The sequence below is a fragment of the Enterobacter cloacae complex sp. ECL414 genome (genome assembly GCF_021869685.1).
Lineage (GTDB): Bacteria > Pseudomonadota > Gammaproteobacteria > Enterobacterales > Enterobacteriaceae > Enterobacter > Enterobacter kobei.
Genome location: NZ_CP091481.1, coordinates 3,236,228 through 3,258,511, shown reverse-complemented (window position 1 = coordinate 3,258,511; position 22,284 = coordinate 3,236,228). Strand labels below are relative to the sequence as shown.

The following is a 22,284-nucleotide window of genomic DNA, read 5'->3' as shown; positions in this document are numbered from 1 at the left end:
GTGAACCGCCTTGTAGCGGTTCCGTTGCGTGATTGTTAAAACAATAACCTTTCATTTCCCTTTCAATGGGGAACCAACTTTACAGGATGTGACATGCGTCTCTTACTGGCAGAAGATAATCGTGAGCTGGCTCACTGGCTGGAGAAAGCACTGGTGCAGGAGGGCTTCGCCGTGGATTGCGTGTCTGACGGGCGTGCCGCCGACCATCTGCTGCAGGGAGAACATTACGCGGTTGCTATTCTGGACATCGGCATGCCCGGTTTTGACGGCCTGGAAGTGGTCCATCGCCTCAGAAAACGGGGGCAGACGCTGCCCGTCCTGTTCCTGACTGCGCGCAGCAACGTGGCGGACCGGGTAAAGGGCCTGAACGCCGGGGCGGATGATTATCTGCCAAAACCGTTTGAGCTGGAGGAGCTTGACGCCCGGCTGCGTGCCCTGTTGCGCAGAAGCGAGGGGCGCACGCAGGAACGCCAGCGTCTTGGGGAACTGGAGTATGACGACGAGGGCTTTTTCCTGCTCCGCGATGAACCGCTTTCCCTGACGCCGCGCGAGCTCTCTTTGCTGAAAGTGCTGATGCACCGCCGCACCCGTCCGGTTTCGCGGCAGCAGCTTTTTGACCAGGTGTTCAGCCTGAACGACGACGTCAGCCCTGAAAGTATCGATCTATATATTCACCGCCTGCGAAAGAAGCTCACCGACAGCGGCGTGCGGATCACCACGTTACGGGGGCTGGGATACGTGCTGGAGTGCGGCGATGAGAGGGTTTAAGCCGCAGTCGCTCTACCTGCAACTGCTGCTTTTCCTTGGCCTGCCGCTACTGTTGCTGTGGGGATTGTCAGCCTTTAACAGCTACGTCAGCGCGTTGCAGGCGGCCACGCAGGCTTACGACCGCACGCTGTTATCCTCTGCCCGCACCATCTCGGAACGGCTGGAGGTACGCGACGGCAAGCTGGCGGTGGACGTGCCCTGGGTGGTGCTTGATAGCTTTGAGCTCAACATGAACGACCGGCTCTATTACAAGGTGGTCGACCCCGACGGGCGGGTGATCTCCGGCTATGACGATCTGCCGAAGATGCCGCCTGCAACGTCGCGTACCACGCTCTACCCCGCGCTGGCGTGGTTTTACCATACCGAATATCGCGGGCAGGCGATTCGGGTGGCGCGTCTGCTGCAGCCCGTGAATCAAGATTCTATTTTTGGCATGGCGGAAATTTACGTTGCGGAGACGCTCCAGTCACGCCGCTATCTCGCCAGCCAGTTGCTCTTTTCATCCTGGGTTTCGCAGGGGCTGCTGGTGCTGCTGACGCTGGTGCTAACCGCCTGGATGCTGCGCCGCGTGTTGCGCCCGATGCGCCAGCTCTCCTCGCTGATGGTGCGGCGCGAGCCGGGCCTGCTGGCACCGCTGCCGGAGCTGCTGCCCTGGTCCGAGACCCGGCTGCTGATTGTGGCTTTTAACCGCTATATCGACCGTCTGCGCGGCGTGCTTTCGCGTCAGGAACGTTTCAACGCGGATGCATCGCACCAGCTCAAAACGCCGCTGGCGGTACTTAAAACACAGGTGTCTGTCGCGCTTACTCGCCAGGATCCCGCTTTGTGGCAGGAGAGTCTGCGGGCAATGAACGCCACGCTGAATGAGACTATCGTACTCACCGAGCGGCTGTTGCAGCTTTCGGCGGTGAAGGGGAGAGAGCAGGGCGATCGTCAGTTCTCGCCTGTGGATTTGGTTCAGGTGGTGCAGAACTGCTGCTTCTCCCGACTGGCGCAGGCGCGGAGCAAAGGGATCGATCTGGGTTACGACGGTGTGGAGCAGCCGGTCATGATCGAAGGCGATGACGTCCTGCTGGGCGAACTGTGCGCTAACCTGCTGGAGAACGCGATTAAATATACCCCAGCAGGCGGGACCGTGACCGTTTTCCTGCGCGCGGAGGCCGGTGCCGTTGAGCTGCGCGTTGAAGACAGCGGCCCCGGCATTGAAGAGGATCAGATCCACCAGGCAATGCTCCCTTTCCACCGCCTGGACAACGTCGGGGACGCTGCCGGTTCCGGGATCGGGCTGGCACTGGCGGGTGACATTGCCCGGCTGCACCGCAGCCATTTGCAACTCAACCGCAGTGAATCCCTGGGTGGCCTGTGTGTCAAAATGCGCTTTCTGTTGCTTGCATAAAAAAGCCGCAAGTTTCAAATCGTTACAATCTTCCCCCCCGCCGCACGCAGAGTGCTTGATCCCCGGGAGACTCAGGTTAAAATCTCGCGGTTTTGGGACTTCTCTATAAAATTGCGCGGGATCATGACAATGAAAAAAGTGGCATTACTGGGCTTCGGCCTGATGGTTGTATCTGCGGCGGCTAACGCCATCAGCTTCAACGGCTCGGCGGGTCAGGACTATACCCACCTGGGCTTTGGCCTGGGAACAGAGACTTCCGGTCTGGCGATGACCGGTGGCTGGACGCATAACGATGACGACGGCGATGCGGCAAGTCTCGGTCTGGGTCTGAACATTCCTCTTGGTCCATTCCTGGCGACCGTCGGCGGTAAAGGTATCTATACCAACCCGAACGACGGTGACGAAGGGTATGCGGCAGCGGTGGGTGGCGGCCTGCAGTGGAAAATTGGCGACAGCTTCGGTCTGTTTGGCGAGTATTACTACTCTCCGGACTCGCTCTCCAGCGGTATCGACAGCTATGAAGAAGCCAACGCCGGCGCGCGCTGGACCATCATGCGTCCGATTACCATCGAAGCGGGCTATCGCTACCTGAACCTGGCGGGCAAAGACGGCAACCGCGACAACGCGCTGGCCGACGGTCCCTACGTGGGCGTAAGCGCAGGCTTCTAATCCTGTCGGCGCGGCGTTCCGTCGCGCCAGTTTCTCTCTTCTCCCTCCCGCGATTGCGCTATAGTGTTTTCACCAAATAAGCGGGAGAACACAATGATTAACGTGGAGATGTTATCCACCGGCGACGAAGTGCTGCATGGACAAATTATTGATACCAATGCTGCCTGGCTTGCCGATCTTTTCTTTGAGCAAGGATTACCGTTAACGCGTCGCAATACGGTAGGCGACAATCTTGAGTCGCTGGTCAGCATTCTGCGTGAGCGGAGCGAACACTGCGATGTGCTGATCGTGAATGGCGGACTCGGTCCTACCAGTGACGATCTCAGCGCGCTGGCCGCCGCAACCGCAAAAGGTGAAGGGCTGGTGCTGCATGAGGCATGGCTTTCACAGATGGAACGCTTTTTCTCCGAACGTGGCCGCGTTATGGCCCCCAGCAACCGCAAGCAGGCTGAAATCCCCGCCAGTGCTGAGCTGGTTGATAACCCGGTCGGCACCGCGTGCGGGTTTGCCCTGCAGCTGAACCGTTGCCTGATGTTCTTCACGCCCGGCGTACCTTCCGAATTTAAAGTGATGGTTGAGCAGCAGATCCTGCCGCGCCTTCGCGACCGTTTTACCCTGCCTGAACCTCCGCTGTGCCTGCGACTGACCACGTTTGGCCGTTCTGAAAGCGATCTGGCCCAGAGTCTTGACCACCTGCAATTGCCGCCGGGCGTGTCCATGGGCTATCGCTCCTCTATGCCGATCATTGAGCTCAAGCTGACAGGACCGGCGACGCAGAAAGCGGCGATGCTGGCCCTGTGGCCCGAAGTGCAGCGCGTGGCGGGCGAGAGCCTGATCTTTGAAGGGACGGAGGGGTTGCCTGCGCAGATTGCGAAGCACCTGCAGGATCGTCAGCTGAGCGTGACCTTAAGCGAGCAGTTCACCGGTGGCCTGCTGGCGCTGCAATTGTCGCGCGCCAGCGCGCCGCTGCTGGCCAGCGAAGTGGTGCCGTTCCAGCAGGAGACCCTGGCGCAAACCGCCCGCTGGGCCTCGGAGCGACGGGTTAAACATTTTGCCGGTCTGGCGCTGTTCGTGGGTGGGCTGGATGAGGAACACCTTAACGTCGCGCTGGCGACGCCGGAGGGGACCTGGGCTCTGAGGGGCAAAATGAGCATCACTCGCCACAGTCTGGCGGTGCGTCAGGAAGTCTGCGCCATGATGGCGCTGAATATGCTGCGCCGCTGGCTCAATGGCAAAGAGGTCGCCAGCGAGCACGGCTGGATTAACGTTGTTGAGTCGCTGTTCGTCGAGTAATGTTTGTGCCGGGGCGTTCGCCCCGGCCATGTTCAGCCCAGCGCGTTCGCCAACAGGGTAATCGGATGCTCACAGCGCTTGCTGGTGGACATCTCGATCTGCCATTTACAGGTTTCGCAGTCGGTCACCACGATATCCGCGCCGCTCTCTTCGATCTGTCGGAACAGCGGGGCGCCAATCGCCTGGGAGGTTGCGTAGTTTTCGCGCTTAAAGCCGTAGGTTCCCGCAATCCCGCAGCAGCGCGAATCCAGCACCGTCAGCTCAAGTCCGGGAATTAACCGCAGCAGCTCAAGCGTATAGAGCGACCAGCCCATTTTCTCCATATGACACGGGGTGTGATACACCACTTTCAGGGGCAATTTCCCCAGCGACAACGTCTGCCCGCTGTCCAGCTTGCGCCACAGGAAGCGTGTTGCCAGCTCGATGTGCTCACGCAGCCCGCCGTTATCGACATCCAGCAGGTGCGGATACTCATCGCGCAGGGTGAAGGTGCAAGTGGACGAGGTCGCCAGCACCGGTATGCCTTTGTCGACGATGGCTTCGCGCAGGGAAGTCACATTGCTTTGTGCCTGTTTGCGCGCTTTATCGGTAAATCCGTTGGCAATCAGCGGTACGCCGCAGCACTTCTCCTTGCTGAGCAGCTGCACGCCGGTTCCCATGGCGTTTAGCACCTTCAGCAGGTCTTTGCCTAACTGTGGATGGTTGTAATTCACGTAGCAGCCGTGGAAAAAGGCGACCTGCTCGGCATACTGCGCCTGCTCCGCCGCGACGGATTTGTACCAGCGGCGGAAGGTGCCGTGAGAATATTTCGGCAGGCTGCGGTGATGGTCTATCTTCAGCGTGGCATCCAGCAGCTGGCGCACCGGTTTGAGGGCGGTCGCGGCATTGACCAGCGGGGCAAACGGCGTTGAGACGCTGCCCATCAGGTCGGTATGGCTGAGGATGGCATCGCGCAGGGACGGCTTTTGCGTGCTGTAGCGCGCCCTGGCGCGCTGGATGATATCGCCGATTTTCACATCCGACGGGCAGGCAACTTCGCAGCGTTTGCAGTTGATACAGTATTTCAGCGCCTCGTCGTACAGCTTACCGTCCTTCAGACGCAGACGCTCGCCGTCAGGCCCGGCCTGTTTCGGTCCGGGATAGCGCGGGTTCACGCCGCTGACCGGGCAGACGGTCGTGCAGACCGTGCATTTAATGCAGCTTTCAAAACGGGTATCGTTCATTGTTCCGCCTCCGCGCGCTGGCTAATCTGCTCTGCCACATACAGCGCCGTGACGGCGCAGACCCCGCCACCGCACCCCTGAGTTATGGGATCATATCCGCCCAACAGCGAGCCAATGGCAAAGAGATTCCTGACGGGCTTACCGGACAGTTGCGGGTGCAGCTGGTTATCAACCATCACGCCGAACTGTTGCCAGGGCTGCGGCGAGAAGAAATCACTCTGATACCAGTCCGCGCGGGACGCGCCTTGCCGGACATCAAGCCCCATAATGGCTTCCCGGATGCCCTCCCGGCTGCTCAGCAGCCCGTTGCTGAAGAAACTGCCGCTTGCCAGCACCGTATAGCGGGCGCGAAGCGGAATATCACCGTGGTTGCGGGTCCAGATTTCACTCACCGCGCCGTCCGTCAGGGTGATTTTTTTCACCTCGTCACCCGCCATCCACACGCCGCCCAGCGCCACAAACTGGCGCTGGAGCTGGGTATGCAGGCGAATGCCGGGCACGGAAGGGGGAAGCGTTGGCAGCAGGCCGAGCGAGCAGGGCAGACGGTCCGACAGCCAGCGCCACAGGCGGTTATCGCTGAGTCCAAAGCAGGCAGGCATCAACAGCGTATCGCAGGTTTCACCGAGCGGTCTGAGCGCCTCATACAGCAGCGGCCATCTGTCTTCGTTATCCAGAAAGCGGGCGATATTCACCGCGCGAAACTCGCTCGGGTTTTCGCGCAGGACATCCAGTTCAGGCAGTTCTATCTCTGCCGTCTCGGCGTTCACGCCCTGGCGACACAGTGACGCCGCCGCTAGATGGGGCTGAAAATCCAGAAAGCCGCTAATACCCACGACCCTTACCCGTCCTGTGCTCACAGGGGCAACGGGGACCTCCTCCGGGCTGAGCCACGCGGAACGCAGGGTGCCAAGCGGCGTGATGCGTTGATGATTTTGCCTGGCGCTCCCCTTCAGACGCGCACCGCAGTCAGCCAGCAGCGCTTCGGTTTCCAGCGCAAAGCGGTCAATATGCTGCGCGCCAACCCGATGATACGGGTGCTCCGGCGGCAGTTTGTCGCGGTACGTGTCGTCCACCAGATCCAGCGATCCCGACGAGAAGTGCAGGGCACTCTGGCCCCGGGTGATAATGGCGCAGCGCAGCCCCTGCTTCGTGAGCTTGATGCCACAGAGCAAGCCCGCCAGCCCGCCGCCGACAATCACGGTATCAAATTTCATCGTGTTGCTCCTTCTCAAGACCGCAAAGCCCCTGGTAGACCCAGCGGGTAAACTCGCTCTCACGCAGGGCATCGCCCCAGGCGACAGGCTGAATGCCTTTCCAGCGCTCGTTTAAAAAGGCGCTGAGCTGATCGAGCGACTGGGTGGCAGTCGTGGTATGAAAACGCTGCAGCAGACCCGCCGCACGGCAGGCGCACAGTTTACCCTGACAGGTTCCCATGCCGACGCGGGTGCGACGGCGGAGATCGAGCAGGCTCTTGACCGTCAGGTTCTCCACCGCGTATTGCACCTCGCCCGCGGTGACGGCTTCGCACTCGCACACCAGGCTGTGGCTCAGCCGACCTTCGCCGAGCCAGACCGGTGTTCTGTCCCCGTGGCGGTAAATCGCGGAACCGCGCAGCGGGGCGGGCAGGGAGATGATTTTTTGCAACGTTTTTTCGGTGGACTGACGCGATCCCGGCAGCGGTTGTTCTGCCGTCACGCACGGCTCGGTATTCCCCAGCTTGCGGCAGACTGCATCGGTGGCCCATTCGGCCATCAGGCGGTAGGTCATTAGTTTGCCGCCTGTAATGGTGATAAATCCGTCCATGCCGTCGCGTTCGGCGTGGTCGAGCAGCACGATGCCCCGGCTAACGTTACGTCCGCTCGGATCGTTATCGCTGGCGACAAGAGGACGCACGCCCGCGTAGGCACGCAGAATACGCGTCTGGGCCATAACCGGGGCCAGTTTCTCACCTTCACGCAGCAGGATATCCACCTCTTCGGCGGTCACGCGGTTGTAGTCAATGTCGCTGTAGTCGACGTGGGTTGAGGTCGTACCAATCAGCGAAATGGTATCGCCCGGCACGAGGATATCGGCATCAGACGGTTTGCGGCAGCGGTTGATCACATGGTTATTGATGCGATGGTCGAGGATCAGCAGCGAGCCTTTCGCCGGGAACATGCGCACCGACAGGTCAGCGTATTCTGCAATGCGCTGCCCCCAGATCCCCGCGGCATTAATGACGACGGAGGCAAACAGTTCGCTGTGTTCGTGGTATTGCGTATCAAACACCCGCACGCCGCAGACGCGCTGGCCTTCGCGGATAAGTCCGGTCACTTCATGTCCGGTCAGAATGCGCGCCCCATGTTCCCGGGCATCCAGCATATTGGCGGCGGTCAGGCGGAACGGATCGACGGTGCCATCCGGGACTTTCACTGCGCCAATAAGCGCCGGGTTGACCGACGGTTCCAGCTGCCGTGCCCGCGCCGGATCCATGGCCTCCGCCTGAATACCTGCTGCGTTACAGGCGGTGATAAAGGTTTCCTGAAAGGCGAGGTCATCTTCGGGAAGGGTGATAAAGAGGCCATCGGTCGGTTCAATGCAGTGGTGGGCGATACGCTTGAGGATCTGGTTTTCCGCAATACATTCCCGTGCCGACTCACCGTCAGTGACGGCATATCGCGCGCCGCTGTGGAGCAGACCGTGGTTTCGCCCGGTCGCGCCCGTGGCAATATCGTGGCGTTCCAGAAGCGTGACGCTTAATCCGCGAAGGGCGCAATCGCGAGCGATACCGGCGCCGGTGGCACCACCGCCAATGATAATCACATCGCTGTAGCGAGGATCGTGAATTGTCATTGTCTTCCCTCAATGTTCGTTTTTTTATCATTTAGCCACATGAAAACTGTGGTTTGTTTGATTTCGAACATAAACGCGCGAAATTCGAAAGTGAAACGTGATTTCATGCGCTTTTTTGCGCATTCTGTCATATTTCTGTAACAATCTGTGCGTTGATTCACAGTAACAATCACCATGATTTCTTAACATCCCCGGCTCTGGAATTCAGGTGCGAGCCACCTGCTCATTCAATTCAAGGCCACGGAGGCTGTCATGCTCAGTATTTTCAAACCCGCGCCGCATCGGGCGCGTCTGCCAGAGGCAGAGATTGATCCGCTATACCGTCGTCTGCGTTGGCAAATTTTCCTGGGGATCTTCTTCGGGTACGCGGCGTACTATCTGGTGCGTAAAAACTTTGCGCTCGCCATGCCGTATCTGGTGGAGCAGGGCTTTTCACGCGGCGATCTGGGGTTCGCGCTGTCGGGGATCTCTATCGCGTATGGTTTTTCCAAGTTCATTATGGGGTCCGTGTCGGATCGCTCGAATCCGCGCGTGTTTCTGCCCGCCGGTCTGATTCTGGCGGCTGCGGTGATGTTGTTCATGGGTTTTGTGCCGTGGGCAACCTCCAGCATTGCCGTTATGTTCGTGCTGCTGTTCCTCTGTGGCTGGTTCCAGGGGATGGGATGGCCGCCATGCGGACGTACCATGGTGCACTGGTGGTCGCAGAAAGAGCGCGGCGGCATTGTGTCGGTGTGGAACTGCGCGCATAACGTGGGCGGGGGGATCCCGCCTCTTCTGTTCCTGCTGGGGATGGCCTGGTTCAACGACTGGCACGCTGCGCTCTACATGCCTGCGTTTGGCGCCATTCTGGTGGCGATTATTGCCTTCGCGCTGATGCGCGATACGCCGCAATCCTGCGGCCTGCCGCCGATTGAAGAGTATAAAGACGACTACCCGGATGATTACAGCGAGAAGCACGAAGAAGAGCTGACCGCGAAGCAGATCTTCATGAAGTACGTGCTGCCTAACAAACTGCTGTGGTACATCGCGGTGGCCAACGTGTTCGTTTATCTGCTGCGTTACGGCATTCTGGACTGGTCACCGACCTACCTGAAAGAGGTGAAACACTTCGCGCTGGATAAATCATCCTGGGCCTACTTCCTGTATGAATACGCGGGGATCCCGGGCACGCTGATCTGCGGCTGGATGTCGGACAAAGTGTTTAAAGGTAACCGTGGTGCAACAGGCGTGTTCTTCATGACCCTGGTGACCATCGCCACCGTGGTGTACTGGCTCAACCCGCCGGGCAACCCGGGCGTAGACATGGCCTGTATGATCGTCATCGGCTTCCTGATTTATGGCCCGGTCATGCTGATTGGCCTGCATGCCCTGGAACTGGCACCGAAAAAAGCGGCGGGCACGGCGGCAGGCTTTACCGGTCTGTTCGGCTACCTGGGCGGTTCGGTCGCGGCGAGCGCCATCGTGGGCTACACCGTTGACTTCTTCGGTTGGGACGGCGGCTTTATGGTGATGATTGGCGGTAGCGTGCTGGCGGTACTGCTGTTGATTGTCGTGATGATCGGTGAGAAACGTCACCACGCGGAAGTGCTGGCGCGTCGTCAATAAGGAACATGACCATGAAATTATCTCATTTAACCACCGGTCTGCTGCTGGCGGGCCTGATGACAGGCTCCGCGCTGGCGGCGGATAAAATCGTGATTGCCCACCGCGGCGCGAGCGGCTATCTGCCGGAGCATACGTTGCCGGCGAAAGCGATGGCCTATGCGCAGGGCGCGGATTATCTGGAGCAGGATCTGGTGATGACGAAGGACGACCAGCTGGTCGTCCTGCATGATCACTATCTTGACCGCGTAACGGACGTGGCGGAGCGTTTCCCGGACCGCGCGCGTAAAGATGGCCGTTTCTACGCCATTGATTTCACCCTGGCGGAGATCCGCTCCCTGAAGTTTACCGAAGGGTTCGAGATTGAAAACGGCAAGAAGGTACAGGTCTATCCGGGACGTTTCCCGATGGGCAAATCTGACTTCCGTATTCACACCTTCCAGGAGGAGATAGAGTTTGTTCAGGGGCTGAACCACTCGACCGGTAAAAATATCGGTATCTACCCGGAAATCAAAGCGCCGTGGTTCCATCATCAGGAAGGGAAGGATATTGCCGCGAAAACCCTGGAGGTCCTGAAGCAGTACGGCTACACCAGCAAGAAGGACAAAGTTTACCTGCAGTGTTTTGACGCCGCCGAGCTGAAGCGCATTAAAACCGAGCTGGAGCCGAAGATGGGGATGGATCTCAATCTGGTGCAGCTGATTGCCTACACCGACTGGAATGAAACCCAGGAGAAACAGCCGGACGGGAAGTGGGTGAACTACAACTACGACTGGATGTTTAAGCCGGGCGCGATGAAGCAAATTGCGCAGTACGCTGACGGCATCGGACCGGATTACCACATGCTGGTGGCAGAAGGCTCCACGCCGGGTCACGTGAAGCTGACGGCGATGGTGAAAGAGGCGCATGTCAGCAAGATGCAGGTTCATCCGTATACCGTGCGCGCAGACCAGCTGCCGCCGTATGCCACGGACGTGAATCAGCTTTATGAGGTGTTGTATAACCAGGCGGGCGTGGACGGGTTGTTTACGGATTTCCCGGATAAAGCAGTGAGTTTTTTGAAGGATTAACACTGGAATTGCCGGGTGGCGGCTGCGCCTTACCCGGCCTACGAACTAACCCTCTCCCACAGGGAGAGGGAACCAGGGCAATCACATCTCGATCTCAATATCGCCTTTTGCACGGCAGCAGCAGGGTAAAATTTCCCCTTCGTTGATAAAGGCCAGTGGTTCGGTCAGCCAGTCCACCTGGCCGGCGACCAGACGGCAGCGGCAGGAGCCGCAATAGCCGGAACGACACTGGTACTCTACTTCTACCTGATGCGCCTCAAGCGCCACCAGCAGAGAAGGGTGCTCCTCCCGACACAGCACCTCAGTGCCGGAAAGACTTAACGTGACGCGTGACATCAGAGCTGGAAGTCGCTCAGATCGTCAGTGTTGACTTCAGAATCAATCTGACCGACCAGGTAAGAACTCACCTCCACTTCCTGAGGCGCAACCTGCACGTTATCGGACACCAGCCAGGTGTTGATCCACGGGATTGGGTTAGAACGCGTCTGGAACGGCAGGTCGAGACCGACAGCCTGCATACGGATGTTGGTGATGTACTCAACGTACTGGCAGAGAATGTCTTTGTTCAGGCCAATCATGGAACCGTCGCGGAACAGGTAATCTGCCCACTCTTTCTCCTGCTGAGCCGCCAGCACGAACAGGTCATAGCACTCCTGCTTGCACTCTTCGGCGATTTCCGCCATTTCAGGGTCATCCGTACCGCTGCGCAGCAGGTTCAGCATGTGCTGGGTGCCGGTCAGGTGCAGGGCTTCGTCACGGGCGATCAGACGGATGATTTTGGCGTTGCCTTCCATCAGCTTGCGCTCGGCAAAGGCGAAGGAGCAGGCGAAGCTCACGTAGAAGCGGATCGCTTCCAGCGCGTTGACGCTCATCAGGCACAGGTACAGCTGTTTTTTCAGCGCGCGCAGGTTCACGGTAACGGTTTTACCGTTCACGTTATGCGTACCCTCGCCCAGCAGGTGCCAGTAGCTGGTCATCTCGATCAGTTCGTCGTAATAGTGCGCAATGCCTTCCGCACGCTTCTGGATCTGCTCGTTGGTGACGATATCGTCAAACACCACCGCCGGATCGTTCACGATGTTGCGGATGATATGCGTATAAGAGCGGGAGTGGATCGTCTCGGAGAACGCCCAGGTTTCCACCCAGGTTTCCAGCTCGGGAATGGAAATCAGCGGCAGCAGTGCCACGTTCGGGCTACGGCCCTGAATGGAATCCAGCAGCGTCTGGTACTTCAGGTTGCTGATGAAGATATGCTTTTCGTGATCCGGCAGCGACTGGTAATCAATGCGATCGCGGGAGACGTCTACTTCTTCCGGACGCCAGAAGAAGGAGAGTTGCTTTTCAATCAGCTTTTCGAAGATGTCATATTTTTGCTGATCGTAGCGTGCCACGTTGACCGGCTGGCCAAAGAACATCGGCTCTTTGAGCTGGTCGTTTTTCGTCTGTGAAAATGTGGTGTATGCCATTGCGGTGAGTCCTGTTGAGATTTTATTGCCCGGCAACACTGCGTTTGCCGGGCCTACAAAACCGTAGGCCGGGTAAGCGTAGTGCCACCCGGCGAAGTGCTTAGATCTTACATGCGCCGCTTTCGCAGCCATCGTCCTGAATTGACGGTACCATGTCGTCCTGCGCGTCTTCTGCACCGTCACGGGTGTTGTGATAGTACAGCGTTTTCACGCCAAATTTGTAGGCGGTCAGCAGGTCTTTCAACAGCTGCTGCATCGGTACCTTGCCAGACGGGAAACGCGTCGGGTCATAGTTGGTATTGGCAGAGATCGACTGGTCGATAAACTTCTGCATGATACCCACCAGCTGCAGGTAGCCGTCGTTGTTTGGCATTTCCCACAGCAGCTCGTAGTTGTTCCCGAGAGTTTCGTAGTCCGGTACCACCTGACGCAGCACGCCGTCTTTCGACGCTTTAATGCTGACGTGGCCGCGCGGCGGCTCAATACCGTTAGTGGCGTTGGAGATCTGCGAAGAGGTCTCAGACGGCATCAGGGCAGAGAGCGTGGAGTTGCGCAGACCGTGAGTCTTGATGGACTCGCGCAGGCCTTCCCAGTCAAGGTGCAGCGGCTCGCTGACGATCGCATCCAGGTCTTTCTTGTAGGTGTCGATCGGCAGAATGCCTTTTGCATAGGTGGTTTCGTTGAACCACGGGCATGCGCCTTGCTCTTTCGCCAGCTCGTTAGACGCTTTCATCAGGTAATACTGAATGGCTTCGAACGTCTGGTGCGTCAGGTTATTGGCGCTGCCGTCGGAGTAACGCTTACCGTTTTTCGCCAGCCAGTAGGCGAAGTTAATCACGCCGATACCCAGGGTACGACGACCCATCGCGCCACGTTTAGCGGCCGGAATTGGGTAATCCTGGTAGTCCAGCAGGGCGTCAAGCGCGCGAACCGCCAGCACGGCCAGCTCTTCCAGCTCGTCCAGGCTTTTAATTGCACCCAGGTTGAACGCAGACAGCGTACACAGCGCAATTTCGCCATTTTCGTCGTTCACGTCTTCCAGCGGCTTGGTCGGCAGGGCGATCTCAAGGCACAGGTTAGACTGGCGTACTGGCGCAACCACCGGATCAAACGGGCTATGGGTGTTGCAGTGGTCAACGTTCTGGACGTAGATACGGCCGGTAGAGGCACGCTCCTGCATCATCAGGGAGAACAGATCGACCGCCTTCACGCGCTGCTTACGGATGCTGTCGTCTTTTTCATATTTGGTGTACAGACGCTCGAACTCGTCCTGATCGGCGAAGAACGCGTCGTACAGGCCAGGGACGTCGGACGGGCTGAACAGGGTAATGTCTTCCCCTTTCAGCAGACGGGTGTACATCAGTTTGTTGATCTGTACGCCGTAGTCCATGTGACGCACGCGGTTGCCTTCCACGCCACGGTTGTTTTTCAGCACCAGCAGGCTTTCCACTTCCAGGTGCCACATCGGGTAGAACAGGGTCGCAGCACCGCCGCGCACGCCGCCCTGAGAGCAGGATTTCACTGCCGTCTGGAAGTGCTTGTAGAACGGGATACAGCCGGTGTGGAACGCTTCACCGCCGCGAATCGGGCTGCCCAGTGCACGGATGCGACCGGCGTTGATGCCGATACCGGCGCGCTGGGAGACGTATTTAACAATGGCGCTGGAGGTCGCATTGATGGAATCCAGGCTGTCGCCACACTCGATCAGTACGCAGGAGCTGAACTGACGGGTAGGGGTACGCACGCCAGACATGATTGGCGTTGGCAGAGAAATCTTGAACGTCGATACCGCATCGTAGAAACGCTTCACGTAATCCAGACGGGTGTCACGCGGGTAGTTTGAGAACAGGCAGGCGGCCACCAGAATATAGAGGAACTGGGCGCTTTCGTAGATCTCACCGGTAACGCGGTTCTGAACCAGGTATTTGCCTTCGAGCTGCTTCACCGCCGCATAGGAGAAATTCATATCGCGCCAGTGATCGATAAACCCGTTCATCTGCTCGAACTCTTCTTCCGTATAGTCTTCCAGCAGATGCGTGTCGTATTTGCCCAGCTCAACCATTTTCACCACGTGATCGTAAAGCGCAGGCGGCTCAAACTGGCCGTAGGCTTTTTTACGCAGGTGGAAAATCGCCAGACGTGCAGCAAGGTACTGATAATCCGGTGCGTCGCGGGAGATCAGATCTGCCGCTGCTTTGATAATCGTTTCGTGGATATCAGACGTTTTGATGCCGTCGTAGAACTGAATGTGGGAACGCAGTTCAACCTGGGAGATAGATACGTTGTTCAGTCCTTCTGCTGCCCAGTCGAGAACTCGATGGATTTTGTCCAGATTGATACGCTCGGTCGTCCCGTCGCGCTTTGTCACCAGCAGACTCTGATTCATGTGGGTTTTACCTGTCCGTGAAATAAAAAATATCCCCCGCTTATCCACAGAATCGTCTTGTGACTAACTCTGTGGATAAATACTACATATAGGGGGTTTGCGATAAGAAAAACGCTATATGGTGAGTATTCTAGTATCGAATCTTTTCAGCACAAGGGTTGATTTTGACGTTAAATTGAGGTTGTGAAAGGGTAAAAAAGGCTAAGTCCTCGTACCGTAAGGCCTGGACGACATGTCAATAATTAAGAAAAAAAATTCAAAATTTGATCGAGTGCTGATTTCTTCAACGGGAGGGCAGAATTGCGCAACATGATGTCGCGCAATCTTTATAAGAATAACGAATGACGTTAGTCGTTTTTGGCGGTTGTATGCAACATATAGTTAACATCCACGCCCGGGGCGAGTTTGAATTTATCGGTCAATGGATTGTAGTGCAGGCCGGTAATGTGCTGCTCTTTAAGCCACGTCCGATCAACCCAGCTCAGTAATTCAGCAGGCTTGATGAATTTCTTCACGTCGTGCGTGCCTTTTGGCACCATGCGCAGCACATATTCCGCGCCGACGACGGCCATCAGCCAGGCTTTACCGTTACGGTTGATGGTTGAGAAGAAGACCTGGCCGCCCGGTTTCACCAGTTTTGCGCAGGCGTTCACCACGGATTGCGGATCGGGAACGTGTTCCAGCATCTCCATGCAGGTCACCACATCATACTGGTGGGCATGTTTTGCCGCGTGTTCTTCCACGGTTTCCTGCACGTATTCAACCTGGATCCCTGACTCCAGCGCATGGAGACGGGCCACCTGCAAGGGTTCAAAGCCCATATCCAGACCGGTGACCGTCGCGCCTTCGCGCGCCATGCTCTCCGCCAGGATGCCGCCGCCGCAGCCGACATCAAGCACCTTCTTACCGAACAGGCCGCCGGAACGCTCCGCGATATAGCCCAGACGCAGCGGGTTAATGCGATGCAGCGGTTTGAACTCACCTTCGAGATCCCACCAGCGGGACGCCACCGCTTCAAATTTGGCAATCTCTTCGTGGTCAACGTTGTGAGCCACCGGGGATTTTTCGGCATTCATGGGCGCTTTTACTCCTTATTTAGCAAGACAAAGGAGTATATCAGGCAATCCCCATGAATAAAGCGTATAGGTTTACCTCAATCACCGCGGCTGTGTTATAATTTGCGACCTTTGAATCCGGGATACAGTAGAGGGATAGCGGTTAGATGAGCGACCTTGCGAGAGAAATTACACCGGTTAACATCGAGGAAGAGCTGAAGAGCTCCTATCTGGACTATGCGATGTCGGTCATTGTTGGCCGTGCGCTGCCGGACGTCCGCGATGGCCTGAAGCCGGTACACCGTCGCGTACTATACGCCATGAACGTATTGGGCAATGACTGGAATAAAGCCTACAAAAAATCTGCCCGTGTCGTTGGTGACGTAATCGGTAAATACCATCCCCATGGTGATTCCGCGGTGTACGACACTATCGTCCGTATGGCGCAGCCATTCTCGCTGCGCTACATGCTGGTAGATGGTCAGGGTAACTTTGGTTCTATCGACGGCGACTCCGCCGCGGCAATGCGTTATACGGAAATCCGTCTGGCGAAGATTGCCCATGAGCTGATGGCCGACCTGGAAAAAGAGACGGTTGATTTCGTTGATAACTACGACGGCACGGAAAAAATCCCTGACGTCATGCCGACGAAAATCCCTAACCTGCTGGTGAACGGCTCGTCCGGTATCGCCGTGGGTATGGCAACTAACATTCCGCCGCACAACATCACGGAAGTGATCAACGGCTGCCTGGCCTATATCGAAGATGAAGACATCAGCATTGAAGGGCTGATGGAGCACATCCCGGGCCCGGACTTCCCGACGGCGGCGATCATCAACGGTCGTCGCGGTATTGAAGAAGCGTACCGCACCGGTCGCGGCAAGATTTACATCCGTGCCCGCGCCGAAGTGGAAGCGGACGCTAAAACCGGCCGTGAAACCATTATTGTTCACGAGATCCCGTATCAGGTGAACAAAGCCCGTCTGATTGAAAAAATCGCCGAGCTGGTAAAAGAAAAACGTGTTGAAGGCATCAGCGCGCTGCGTGACGAGTCTGACAAAGACGGTATGCGCATCGTGATTGAGATCAAACGCGACGCGGTGGGTGAGGTTGTACTGAACAATCTGTACTCCCAGACTCAGCTTCAGGTCTCCTTCGGTATCAACATGGTGGCACTGCACCATGGTCAGCCGAAGATCATGAACCTGAAAGAGATCCTGAGCGCGTTCGTGCGTCACCGCCGCGAAGTGGTGACCCGCCGTACCATCTTTGAACTGCGCAAAGCGCGCGACCGTGCGCACATCCTTGAAGCGCTGGCGGTTGCGCTGGCCAACATCGACCCGATCATTGAACTGATCCGTCGCGCGCCAACCCCGGCAGAAGCAAAAGCCGGACTGGTATCCCGTCCGTGGGATCTGGGTAACGTGGCGGCGATGCTGGAGCGTGCGGGTGATGACGCGGCGCGTCCTGAGTGGCTGGAACCTGAGTTCGGCGTACGTGACGGTCAGTACTACCTGACTGAACAGCAGGCCCAGGCGATTCTGGATCTGCGTCTGCAGAAACTGACCGGCCTTGAGCATGAAAAACTGCTCGACGAATACAAAGAGCTGCTGGAGCAAATTGCCGAGCTGCTGCACATTCTGGGCAGCGCAGAGCGCCTGATGGAAGTGATCCGCGAAGAGCTGGAGCTGGTCCGCGACCAGTTTGGCGACGAGCGCCGCACCGAAATCACCGCGAACAGCTCTGATATCAACATTGAAGATCTGATCAACCGCGAAGATGTGGTGGTCACCCTGTCTCACCAGGGCTATGTGAAGTATCAGCCGTTGACCGACTACGAAGCACAGCGTCGTGGCGGCAAGGGCAAGTCTGCGGCACGTATTAAAGAAGAAGACTTTATTGACCGTCTGCTGGTGGCCAACACCCACGACACGATCCTCTGCTTCTCCAGCCGTGGCCGTCTGTACTGGATGAAAGTCTATCAGCTGCCTGAAGCGAGCCGTGGCGCGCGTGGTCGTCCAATCGTCAACCTGCTGCCGCTGGAAGCGAACGAACGTATCACCGCCATTCTGCCGGTACGCGAGTACGAAGAGGGCGTGAACGTCTTTATGGCGACCGCCAGCGGTACCGTGAAGAAAACCGCGCTGACCGAGTTCAGCCGTCCACGTTCCGCCGGGATCATCGCGGTGAACCTGAACGAAGGCGACGAGCTGATCGGTGTGGATCTGACCTCCGGTTCTGATGAAGTCATGCTGTTCTCTGCGGCCGGTAAAGTGGTGCGCTTCAAAGAGAACGCCGTGCGCGCAATGGGTCGTACAGCGACCGGTGTACGCGGTATCAAACTGGCGGGTGAAGATTCCGTTGTTTCCCTGATCGTTCCTCGCGGCGAAGGTGCAATCCTGACCGTCACCCAGAACGGTTACGGTAAACGTACCGCGGAAAGCGAATACCCGACCAAATCACGTGGCACGCAGGGCGTTATCTCTATTAAGGTTACCGAGCGCAACGGTTCCGTTGTGGGTGCGGTACAGGTCGATGATGCCGACCAGATCATGATGATCACCGATGCCGGTACGCTGGTGCGTACACGCGTATCTGAGATCAGCGTGGTGGGTCGTAACACTCAGGGCGTTATCCTCATCCGTACTGCGGAAGATGAAAACGTGGTGGGTCTGCAGCGCGTGGCTGAGCCGGTGGATGACGAAGAGCTCGATTCCATCGACGGTAGCGTTGCGGAAGGTGACGATGAAATCGCGCCGGAAGCGGACACCGACGATGATGCAGCGGATGACGCTGACGAGTAATGTCTCCTGACGCAAAAAGGGCCGGATTCCGGCCCTTTTCTTTTACGTAAGCAGACAAGTGAACGTTGCGGCAAGCCGCGTTTACCGCTACCTTAACCACATTCTTTTGACCCCGACGGCGGAGCCTCGCCCCTTTGAAATACCTCGTCTCCTTTCGTACCACGCTGAAAGTTTCTCGCTATCTGTTTCGGGCGCTGGCGCTCCTGCTTTGGTTGCTGGTGGTCCTGCTGTCGGTGTTCTACATCGTCAACGCGCTGCACAAGAAAGAAGCGGAGATCCGCCAGGAGTTTAATTTAAGCTCCGATCAGGCCCAGCGTTACATTCAGCGAACATCTGATGTAATGAAGGAGCTGAAGTATATTGCTGAAAACCGGCTGACGGCGGAAAACGGCATCCTGGCGCTTCGCGGGCGTAATGACAAAACCGAAGTGCCGGACTTCCAGCCGCTGTTCCCGGACTCCGACTGCTCCACCATGAGCAACACCTGGCGCGGGTCGCTGGAATCCCTCGCCTGGTTTATGCGCTACTGGCGCGACAATTTTTCCGCCGCCTACGATCTCAATCGCGTCTTCCTGATTGGCAGCGAAAATCTCTGCATGGCTGACTTCGGCCTGCGCGACGTACCCGTCGAGCGTGATGATGCGCTGAAAAGCCTGCATGAGCGTATTGTGAAATATCGCAATGCGCCGCAGGACGAGCGCGGGAATAACATCTTCTGGATTAGCCAGGGGCCGCGCATGGGCGTGGGCTATTTCTACGCGCTGACGCCGGTTTACCTCGGTAACCGCCTGCAGGCTCTGCTGGGCATTGAGCAGACCATCCGCATGGAAAACTTCTTCACGCCAGGCAGCCTGCCGATGGGTGTGACCATTCTTGATGAAAACGGACATCAGCTGATCTCGCTTGCCGGGCCGGATAACCGTTTGAACGTCGATCCGCACTGGATGCAGGAACGCTCGTGGTTTGGTTACACCTCCGGCTTTCGTGAGCTGGTGCTGAAAAAAAGCCTGCCACCGTCGTCGCTGAGTATCGTCTACTCGCTGCCGGTCGATATGGTGCTGGAGCGGATACGCATTCTGATTATGAATGCAATTCTGCTCAACCTGCTGGTGGGAGGGGCGCTGTTTACGCTGGCGCGCATGTATGAGCGAAGAATCTTTATTCCCGCCGAAAGTGACGCCCAGCGTCTGGAAGAGCACGAGCAGTTTAACCGTAAGATAGTCGCCTCCGCACCGGTGGGGATCTGTATTCTGCGTACTCAGGACGGGACCAACATCCTGAGTAACGAGCTGGCGCACAACTATCTGAACATGCTGACGCATGAGGATCGTCAAAGGCTGACGCAAATCATCTGCGGTCAGCAGGTAAACTTTGTCGACGTGCTCACCAGCACCCATACCAACCTGCAGATCAGCTTTGTTCACTCCCGCTATCGTAATGAAAACGTGGCGATTTGCGTGCTGGTGGATGTCTCCGCACGCGTGAAGATGGAGGAGTCGTTGCAGGAGATGGCGCAGGCGGCGGAGCAGGCCAGCCAGTCGAAATCTATGTTCCTTGCCACCGTCAGCCACGAGCTGCGTACGCCACTGTACGGGATTATCGGTAACCTCGACCTGTTGCAGACGAAAGAGCTGCCGAAAGGGGTCGACAGGCTGGTGACGGCGATGAACAACTCCTCCAGTCTGCTGCTGAAAATCATCAGCGATATTCTCGATTTCTCTAAAATTGAGTCTGAGCAGTTGAAAATCGAACCGCGGGAGTTTTCGCCGCGTGAGGTGATGAACCACATCAGCGCCAACTATCTGCCGCTGGTGGTGCGTAAACAGCTGGGTCTCTACTGCTTTATTGAACCGGATGTGCCGCTGACGCTGCACGGCGATCCGATGCGCCTGCAGCAGGTCATCTCTAACCTGCTTAGCAACGCCATCAAATTCACCGATATTGGCTGTATCGTGTTACACGTCTGCCGGGCGGGGGATTACCTGAGCATTCGCGTCCGGGACACGGGTGTAGGCATCCCGGCGAAAGAAGTGGTTCGCCTGTTCGACCCCTTCTTCCAGGTCGGCACCGGCGTGCAGCGTAACTTCCAGGGCACCGGTCTGGGGCTGGCGATTTGTGAGAAGCTCGTCAGCATGATGGACGGTGATATCTCGGTGGATACCGAGCCCGGCATGGGTAGCCAGTTCACCATCCGTATTCCGCTCTATTCGGCGCAGTATCCGGCAAAAGCGACGGTTGACGGGCTGAGCGATAAGCGCTGCTGGCTGGCGGTGAATAACGCTTCGCTGAATGATTACCTGACGGCGCTGCTTACCCATAGCGGCGTGAGGGTGTGCCGCTATGAAGACCAGACGCCGGACGCGGATGACGTGCTGATCGCCGACGAGATGCCGGAACAGGCGTGGCAGGGGAGAGGAACGGTACTCTTCTGTCGTCGCCACATTGGCATACCGGTTGAACGTGCGCCGGGAGAGTGGGTACACAGTGTCGCCACGCCGCATGAGCTGTTGAGCCTGCTGGCACGCATCTACAAAGTGCAACTGGAAGAGAACGACGGAGCCGGTGAATTGCCGTCACCGGAAGGTCTGGCGTCAGTGAATGACGATATGATGATTCTGGTCGTGGATGACCATCCGATTAACCGCCGACTGCTGGCAGACCAGCTCGGGTCGCTTGGCTACCAGTGCAAAACGGCCAATGACGGTGTGGATGCGCTGAATGTGCTGAGTAAAAATCATATTGATATCGTTCTCAGTGACGTCAACATGCCTAACATGGACGGCTACCGTCTGACGCAACGTATCCGCCAGCTTGGCCTGACGTTGCCGGTGGTGGGCGTCACGGCGAACGCGCTGGCGGAAGAGAAACAGCGATGCCTGGAGTCAGGCATGGACAGCTGTCTGTCGAAACCGGTCACGCTGGACGTGCTGAAGCAGACCTTGTCGGTCTATGCGGAACGCGTCAGGAAAACGAGGATATAAAAAAGGCCCTTTCGGGCCTTTTTTATTTGCCCGGCGGCGCTTCGCTTGCGCGAACACCACCCGGCATTTACTGCGGTGATCAATCCTTGTCCGTTGCGCTCAGCGTCACGGAGGAGAGATAGTTCAGCAGGGCAATATCGTTGTCCACACCCAGCTTCATCATTGCGGATTTCTTCTGGCTGCTGATGGTTTTAATACTGCGGTTCAGCTTCTTGGCAATCTCGGTCACCAGGAAACCTTCAGCGAACAGGCGCAGAACTTCGCTCTCTTTCGGTGACAGACGTTTGTCACCGTAGCCACCCGCGCTGATTTTTTCCAGCAGACGAGAGACGCTCTCAGGCGTGAACTTCTTGCCTTTCTGCAGCGCAGCGAGCGCTTTTGGCAGATCGGTCGGTGCGCCTTGTTTCAGCACAATCCCTTCGATGTCCAGATCCAGCACGGCGCTCAGGATCGCCGGGTTGTTGTTCATGGTCAGAACAATGATCGAGATGTCCGGGAAGTGACGTTTGATATATTTGATGAGCGTAATCCCATCACCGTACTTATCTCCAGGCATGGAGAGATCGGTAATGAGCACGTGCGCATCAAGCTTTGGGAGGTTATTGATCAGTGCTGTAGAGTCTTCAAATTCACCGACTACATTCACCCACTCGATCTGTTCAAGCGATTTGCGAATACCGAACAGTACAATCGGATGGTCATCGGCAATAATTACGTTCATATTGTTCATGTATAAGGC

16 protein-coding genes are annotated in these 22,284 nt (G+C 57.2%); 8 read left to right on the top strand and 8 right to left on the bottom strand.

What is annotated here, in order from left to right; genetic code table 11:
• Positions 1–93: 93 nt before the first annotated feature.
• The 4 genes from tctD to L3068_RS15590 all read left to right on the top strand — a co-directional run bounded on the left by tctD (position 94) and on the right by L3068_RS15590 (position 4,126).
• On the top strand, positions 94–768 hold the full coding sequence (gene tctD / locus L3068_RS15605; protein WP_063667306.1) for a transcriptional regulator TctD: 675 nt from the start codon (positions 94–96) through the stop codon (positions 766–768).
• On the top strand, positions 755–2,164 hold the full coding sequence (locus tag L3068_RS15600) for a sensor histidine kinase (protein WP_117580810.1): 1,410 nt from the start codon (positions 755–757) through the stop codon (positions 2,162–2,164). Before tctD ends, L3068_RS15600 begins: the two co-directional genes overlap by 14 nt.
• Positions 2,165–2,293: 129 nt before the next feature.
• A complete protein-coding gene (locus L3068_RS15595) occupies positions 2,294–2,833 on the top strand; it encodes a YfaZ family outer membrane protein (RefSeq protein WP_023330955.1) in 540 nt (179 codons plus the stop codon).
• 93 nt (positions 2,834–2,926) lie between these two features.
• Positions 2,927–4,126 (top strand): nicotinamide mononucleotide deamidase-related protein YfaY, encoded by a 1,200-nt coding sequence (locus tag L3068_RS15590; protein ID WP_117580812.1) that lies wholly within the window; start codon positions 2,927–2,929, stop codon positions 4,124–4,126.
• Positions 4,127–4,158: 32 nt separating this feature from the next.
• Here the strand turns inward: L3068_RS15590 and glpC are convergent, their stop codons facing one another.
• The 3 genes from glpC to glpA are packed head-to-tail and all read right to left on the bottom strand — an operon-like array spanning position 4,159 to position 8,181.
• A complete protein-coding gene (gene glpC, locus L3068_RS15585) occupies positions 4,159–5,349 on the bottom strand; it encodes an anaerobic glycerol-3-phosphate dehydrogenase subunit GlpC (protein ID WP_047344830.1) in 1,191 nt (396 codons plus the stop codon).
• Entirely contained in the window at positions 5,346–6,563 is a 1,218-nt protein-coding gene (gene glpB / locus L3068_RS15580) for a glycerol-3-phosphate dehydrogenase subunit GlpB (protein ID WP_071922023.1), read from the bottom strand. Before glpB ends, glpC begins: the two co-directional genes overlap by 4 nt.
• The gene (gene glpA / locus L3068_RS15575) at positions 6,553–8,181 is read right to left on the bottom strand and encodes an anaerobic glycerol-3-phosphate dehydrogenase subunit A (RefSeq protein ID WP_117580813.1); all 1,629 of its coding nucleotides are present in this window, start codon (positions 8,179–8,181) and stop codon (positions 6,553–6,555) included. Before glpA ends, glpB begins: the two co-directional genes overlap by 11 nt.
• Before the next feature lie 252 nt (positions 8,182–8,433).
• Here glpA and glpT point away from each other — a divergent pair, with 252 nt between their 5' ends.
• Both glpT and glpQ read left to right on the top strand, forming a co-directional pair.
• The gene (glpT, locus tag L3068_RS15570; RefSeq protein ID WP_014884613.1) at positions 8,434–9,786 is read left to right on the top strand and encodes a glycerol-3-phosphate transporter; all 1,353 of its coding nucleotides are present in this window, start codon (positions 8,434–8,436) and stop codon (positions 9,784–9,786) included.
• 11 nt (positions 9,787–9,797) lie between these two features.
• Positions 9,798–10,853 (top strand): glycerophosphodiester phosphodiesterase, encoded by a 1,056-nt coding sequence (glpQ, locus tag L3068_RS15565; protein WP_117580816.1) that lies wholly within the window; start codon positions 9,798–9,800, stop codon positions 10,851–10,853.
• Positions 10,854–10,934: 81 nt separating this feature from the next.
• Here glpQ and yfaE read toward each other — a convergent pair whose 3' ends face one another.
• The 4 genes from yfaE to ubiG all read right to left on the bottom strand — a co-directional run bounded on the left by yfaE (position 10,935) and on the right by ubiG (position 15,781).
• Positions 10,935–11,189, bottom strand: a complete 255-nt coding sequence (yfaE, locus tag L3068_RS15560; RefSeq protein WP_008500234.1) for a class I ribonucleotide reductase maintenance protein YfaE — start codon at positions 11,187–11,189, stop codon at positions 10,935–10,937.
• Positions 11,189–12,319: a class Ia ribonucleoside-diphosphate reductase subunit beta gene (gene nrdB, locus L3068_RS15555; RefSeq protein ID WP_014884611.1), complete on the bottom strand. Its 1,131-nt coding sequence runs from the start codon at positions 12,317–12,319 to the stop codon at positions 11,189–11,191. The genes yfaE and nrdB overlap by 1 nt, the downstream gene beginning before the upstream one ends.
• Before the next feature lie 100 nt (positions 12,320–12,419).
• Positions 12,420–14,705 (bottom strand): class 1a ribonucleoside-diphosphate reductase subunit alpha, encoded by a 2,286-nt coding sequence (nrdA, locus tag L3068_RS15550; RefSeq protein WP_117580818.1) that lies wholly within the window; start codon positions 14,703–14,705, stop codon positions 12,420–12,422.
• A 347-nt stretch (positions 14,706–15,052) separates the two neighbouring features.
• Entirely contained in the window at positions 15,053–15,781 is a 729-nt protein-coding gene (gene ubiG / locus L3068_RS15545; protein WP_014884609.1) for a bifunctional 2-polyprenyl-6-hydroxyphenol methylase/3-demethylubiquinol 3-O-methyltransferase UbiG, read from the bottom strand.
• A 146-nt stretch (positions 15,782–15,927) separates the two neighbouring features.
• Between ubiG and gyrA the strand changes: the two genes are divergently transcribed.
• Together gyrA and rcsC are read left to right on the top strand one after the other, a co-directional pair.
• Positions 15,928–18,564, top strand: a complete 2,637-nt coding sequence (gyrA, locus tag L3068_RS15540; protein WP_014884608.1) for a DNA topoisomerase (ATP-hydrolyzing) subunit A — start codon at positions 15,928–15,930, stop codon at positions 18,562–18,564.
• 134 nt (positions 18,565–18,698) lie between these two features.
• Positions 18,699–21,545 (top strand): two-component system sensor histidine kinase RcsC, encoded by a 2,847-nt coding sequence (rcsC, locus tag L3068_RS15535; protein WP_023330948.1) that lies wholly within the window; start codon positions 18,699–18,701, stop codon positions 21,543–21,545.
• Positions 21,546–21,624: 79 nt separating this feature from the next.
• Here rcsC and rcsB read toward each other — a convergent pair whose 3' ends face one another.
• Complete coding sequence (gene rcsB, locus L3068_RS15530) at positions 21,625–22,275, bottom strand: response regulator transcription factor RcsB (protein ID WP_003859405.1); 651 nt, start codon at positions 22,273–22,275, stop codon at positions 21,625–21,627.
• Between the last annotated feature and the right edge of the window lie 9 nt (positions 22,276–22,284).

Bases quoted from the DNA above. Each gene is read 5' to 3' on its own strand.
- tctD (WP_063667306.1), top strand. From the start codon at position 94: ATGCGTCTCTTACTGGCAGAAGATAATCGTGAGCTGGCTCACTGGCTG.
- L3068_RS15600 (WP_117580810.1), top strand. From the start codon at position 755: ATGAGAGGGTTTAAGCCGCAGTCGCTCTACCTGCAACTGCTGCTTTTC.
- L3068_RS15595 (WP_023330955.1), top strand. From the start codon at position 2,294: ATGAAAAAAGTGGCATTACTGGGCTTCGGCCTGATGGTTGTATCTGCG.
- L3068_RS15590 (WP_117580812.1), top strand. From the start codon at position 2,927: ATGATTAACGTGGAGATGTTATCCACCGGCGACGAAGTGCTGCATGGA.
- glpC (WP_047344830.1), bottom strand. From the start codon at position 5,349: ATGAACGATACCCGTTTTGAAAGCTGCATTAAATGCACGGTCTGCACG.
- glpB (WP_071922023.1), bottom strand. From the start codon at position 6,563: ATGAAATTTGATACCGTGATTGTCGGCGGCGGGCTGGCGGGCTTGCTC.
- glpA (WP_117580813.1), bottom strand. From the start codon at position 8,181: ATGACAATTCACGATCCTCGCTACAGCGATGTGATTATCATTGGCGGT.
- glpT (WP_014884613.1), top strand. From the start codon at position 8,434: ATGCTCAGTATTTTCAAACCCGCGCCGCATCGGGCGCGTCTGCCAGAG.
- glpQ (WP_117580816.1), top strand. From the start codon at position 9,798: ATGAAATTATCTCATTTAACCACCGGTCTGCTGCTGGCGGGCCTGATG.
- yfaE (WP_008500234.1), bottom strand. From the start codon at position 11,189: ATGTCACGCGTCACGTTAAGTCTTTCCGGCACTGAGGTGCTGTGTCGG.
- nrdB (WP_014884611.1), bottom strand. From the start codon at position 12,319: ATGGCATACACCACATTTTCACAGACGAAAAACGACCAGCTCAAAGAG.
- nrdA (WP_117580818.1), bottom strand. From the start codon at position 14,705: ATGAATCAGAGTCTGCTGGTGACAAAGCGCGACGGGACGACCGAGCGT.
- ubiG (WP_014884609.1), bottom strand. From the start codon at position 15,781: ATGAATGCCGAAAAATCCCCGGTGGCTCACAACGTTGACCACGAAGAG.
- gyrA (WP_014884608.1), top strand. From the start codon at position 15,928: ATGAGCGACCTTGCGAGAGAAATTACACCGGTTAACATCGAGGAAGAG.
- rcsB (WP_003859405.1), bottom strand. From the start codon at position 22,275: ATGAACAATATGAACGTAATTATTGCCGATGACCATCCGATTGTACTG.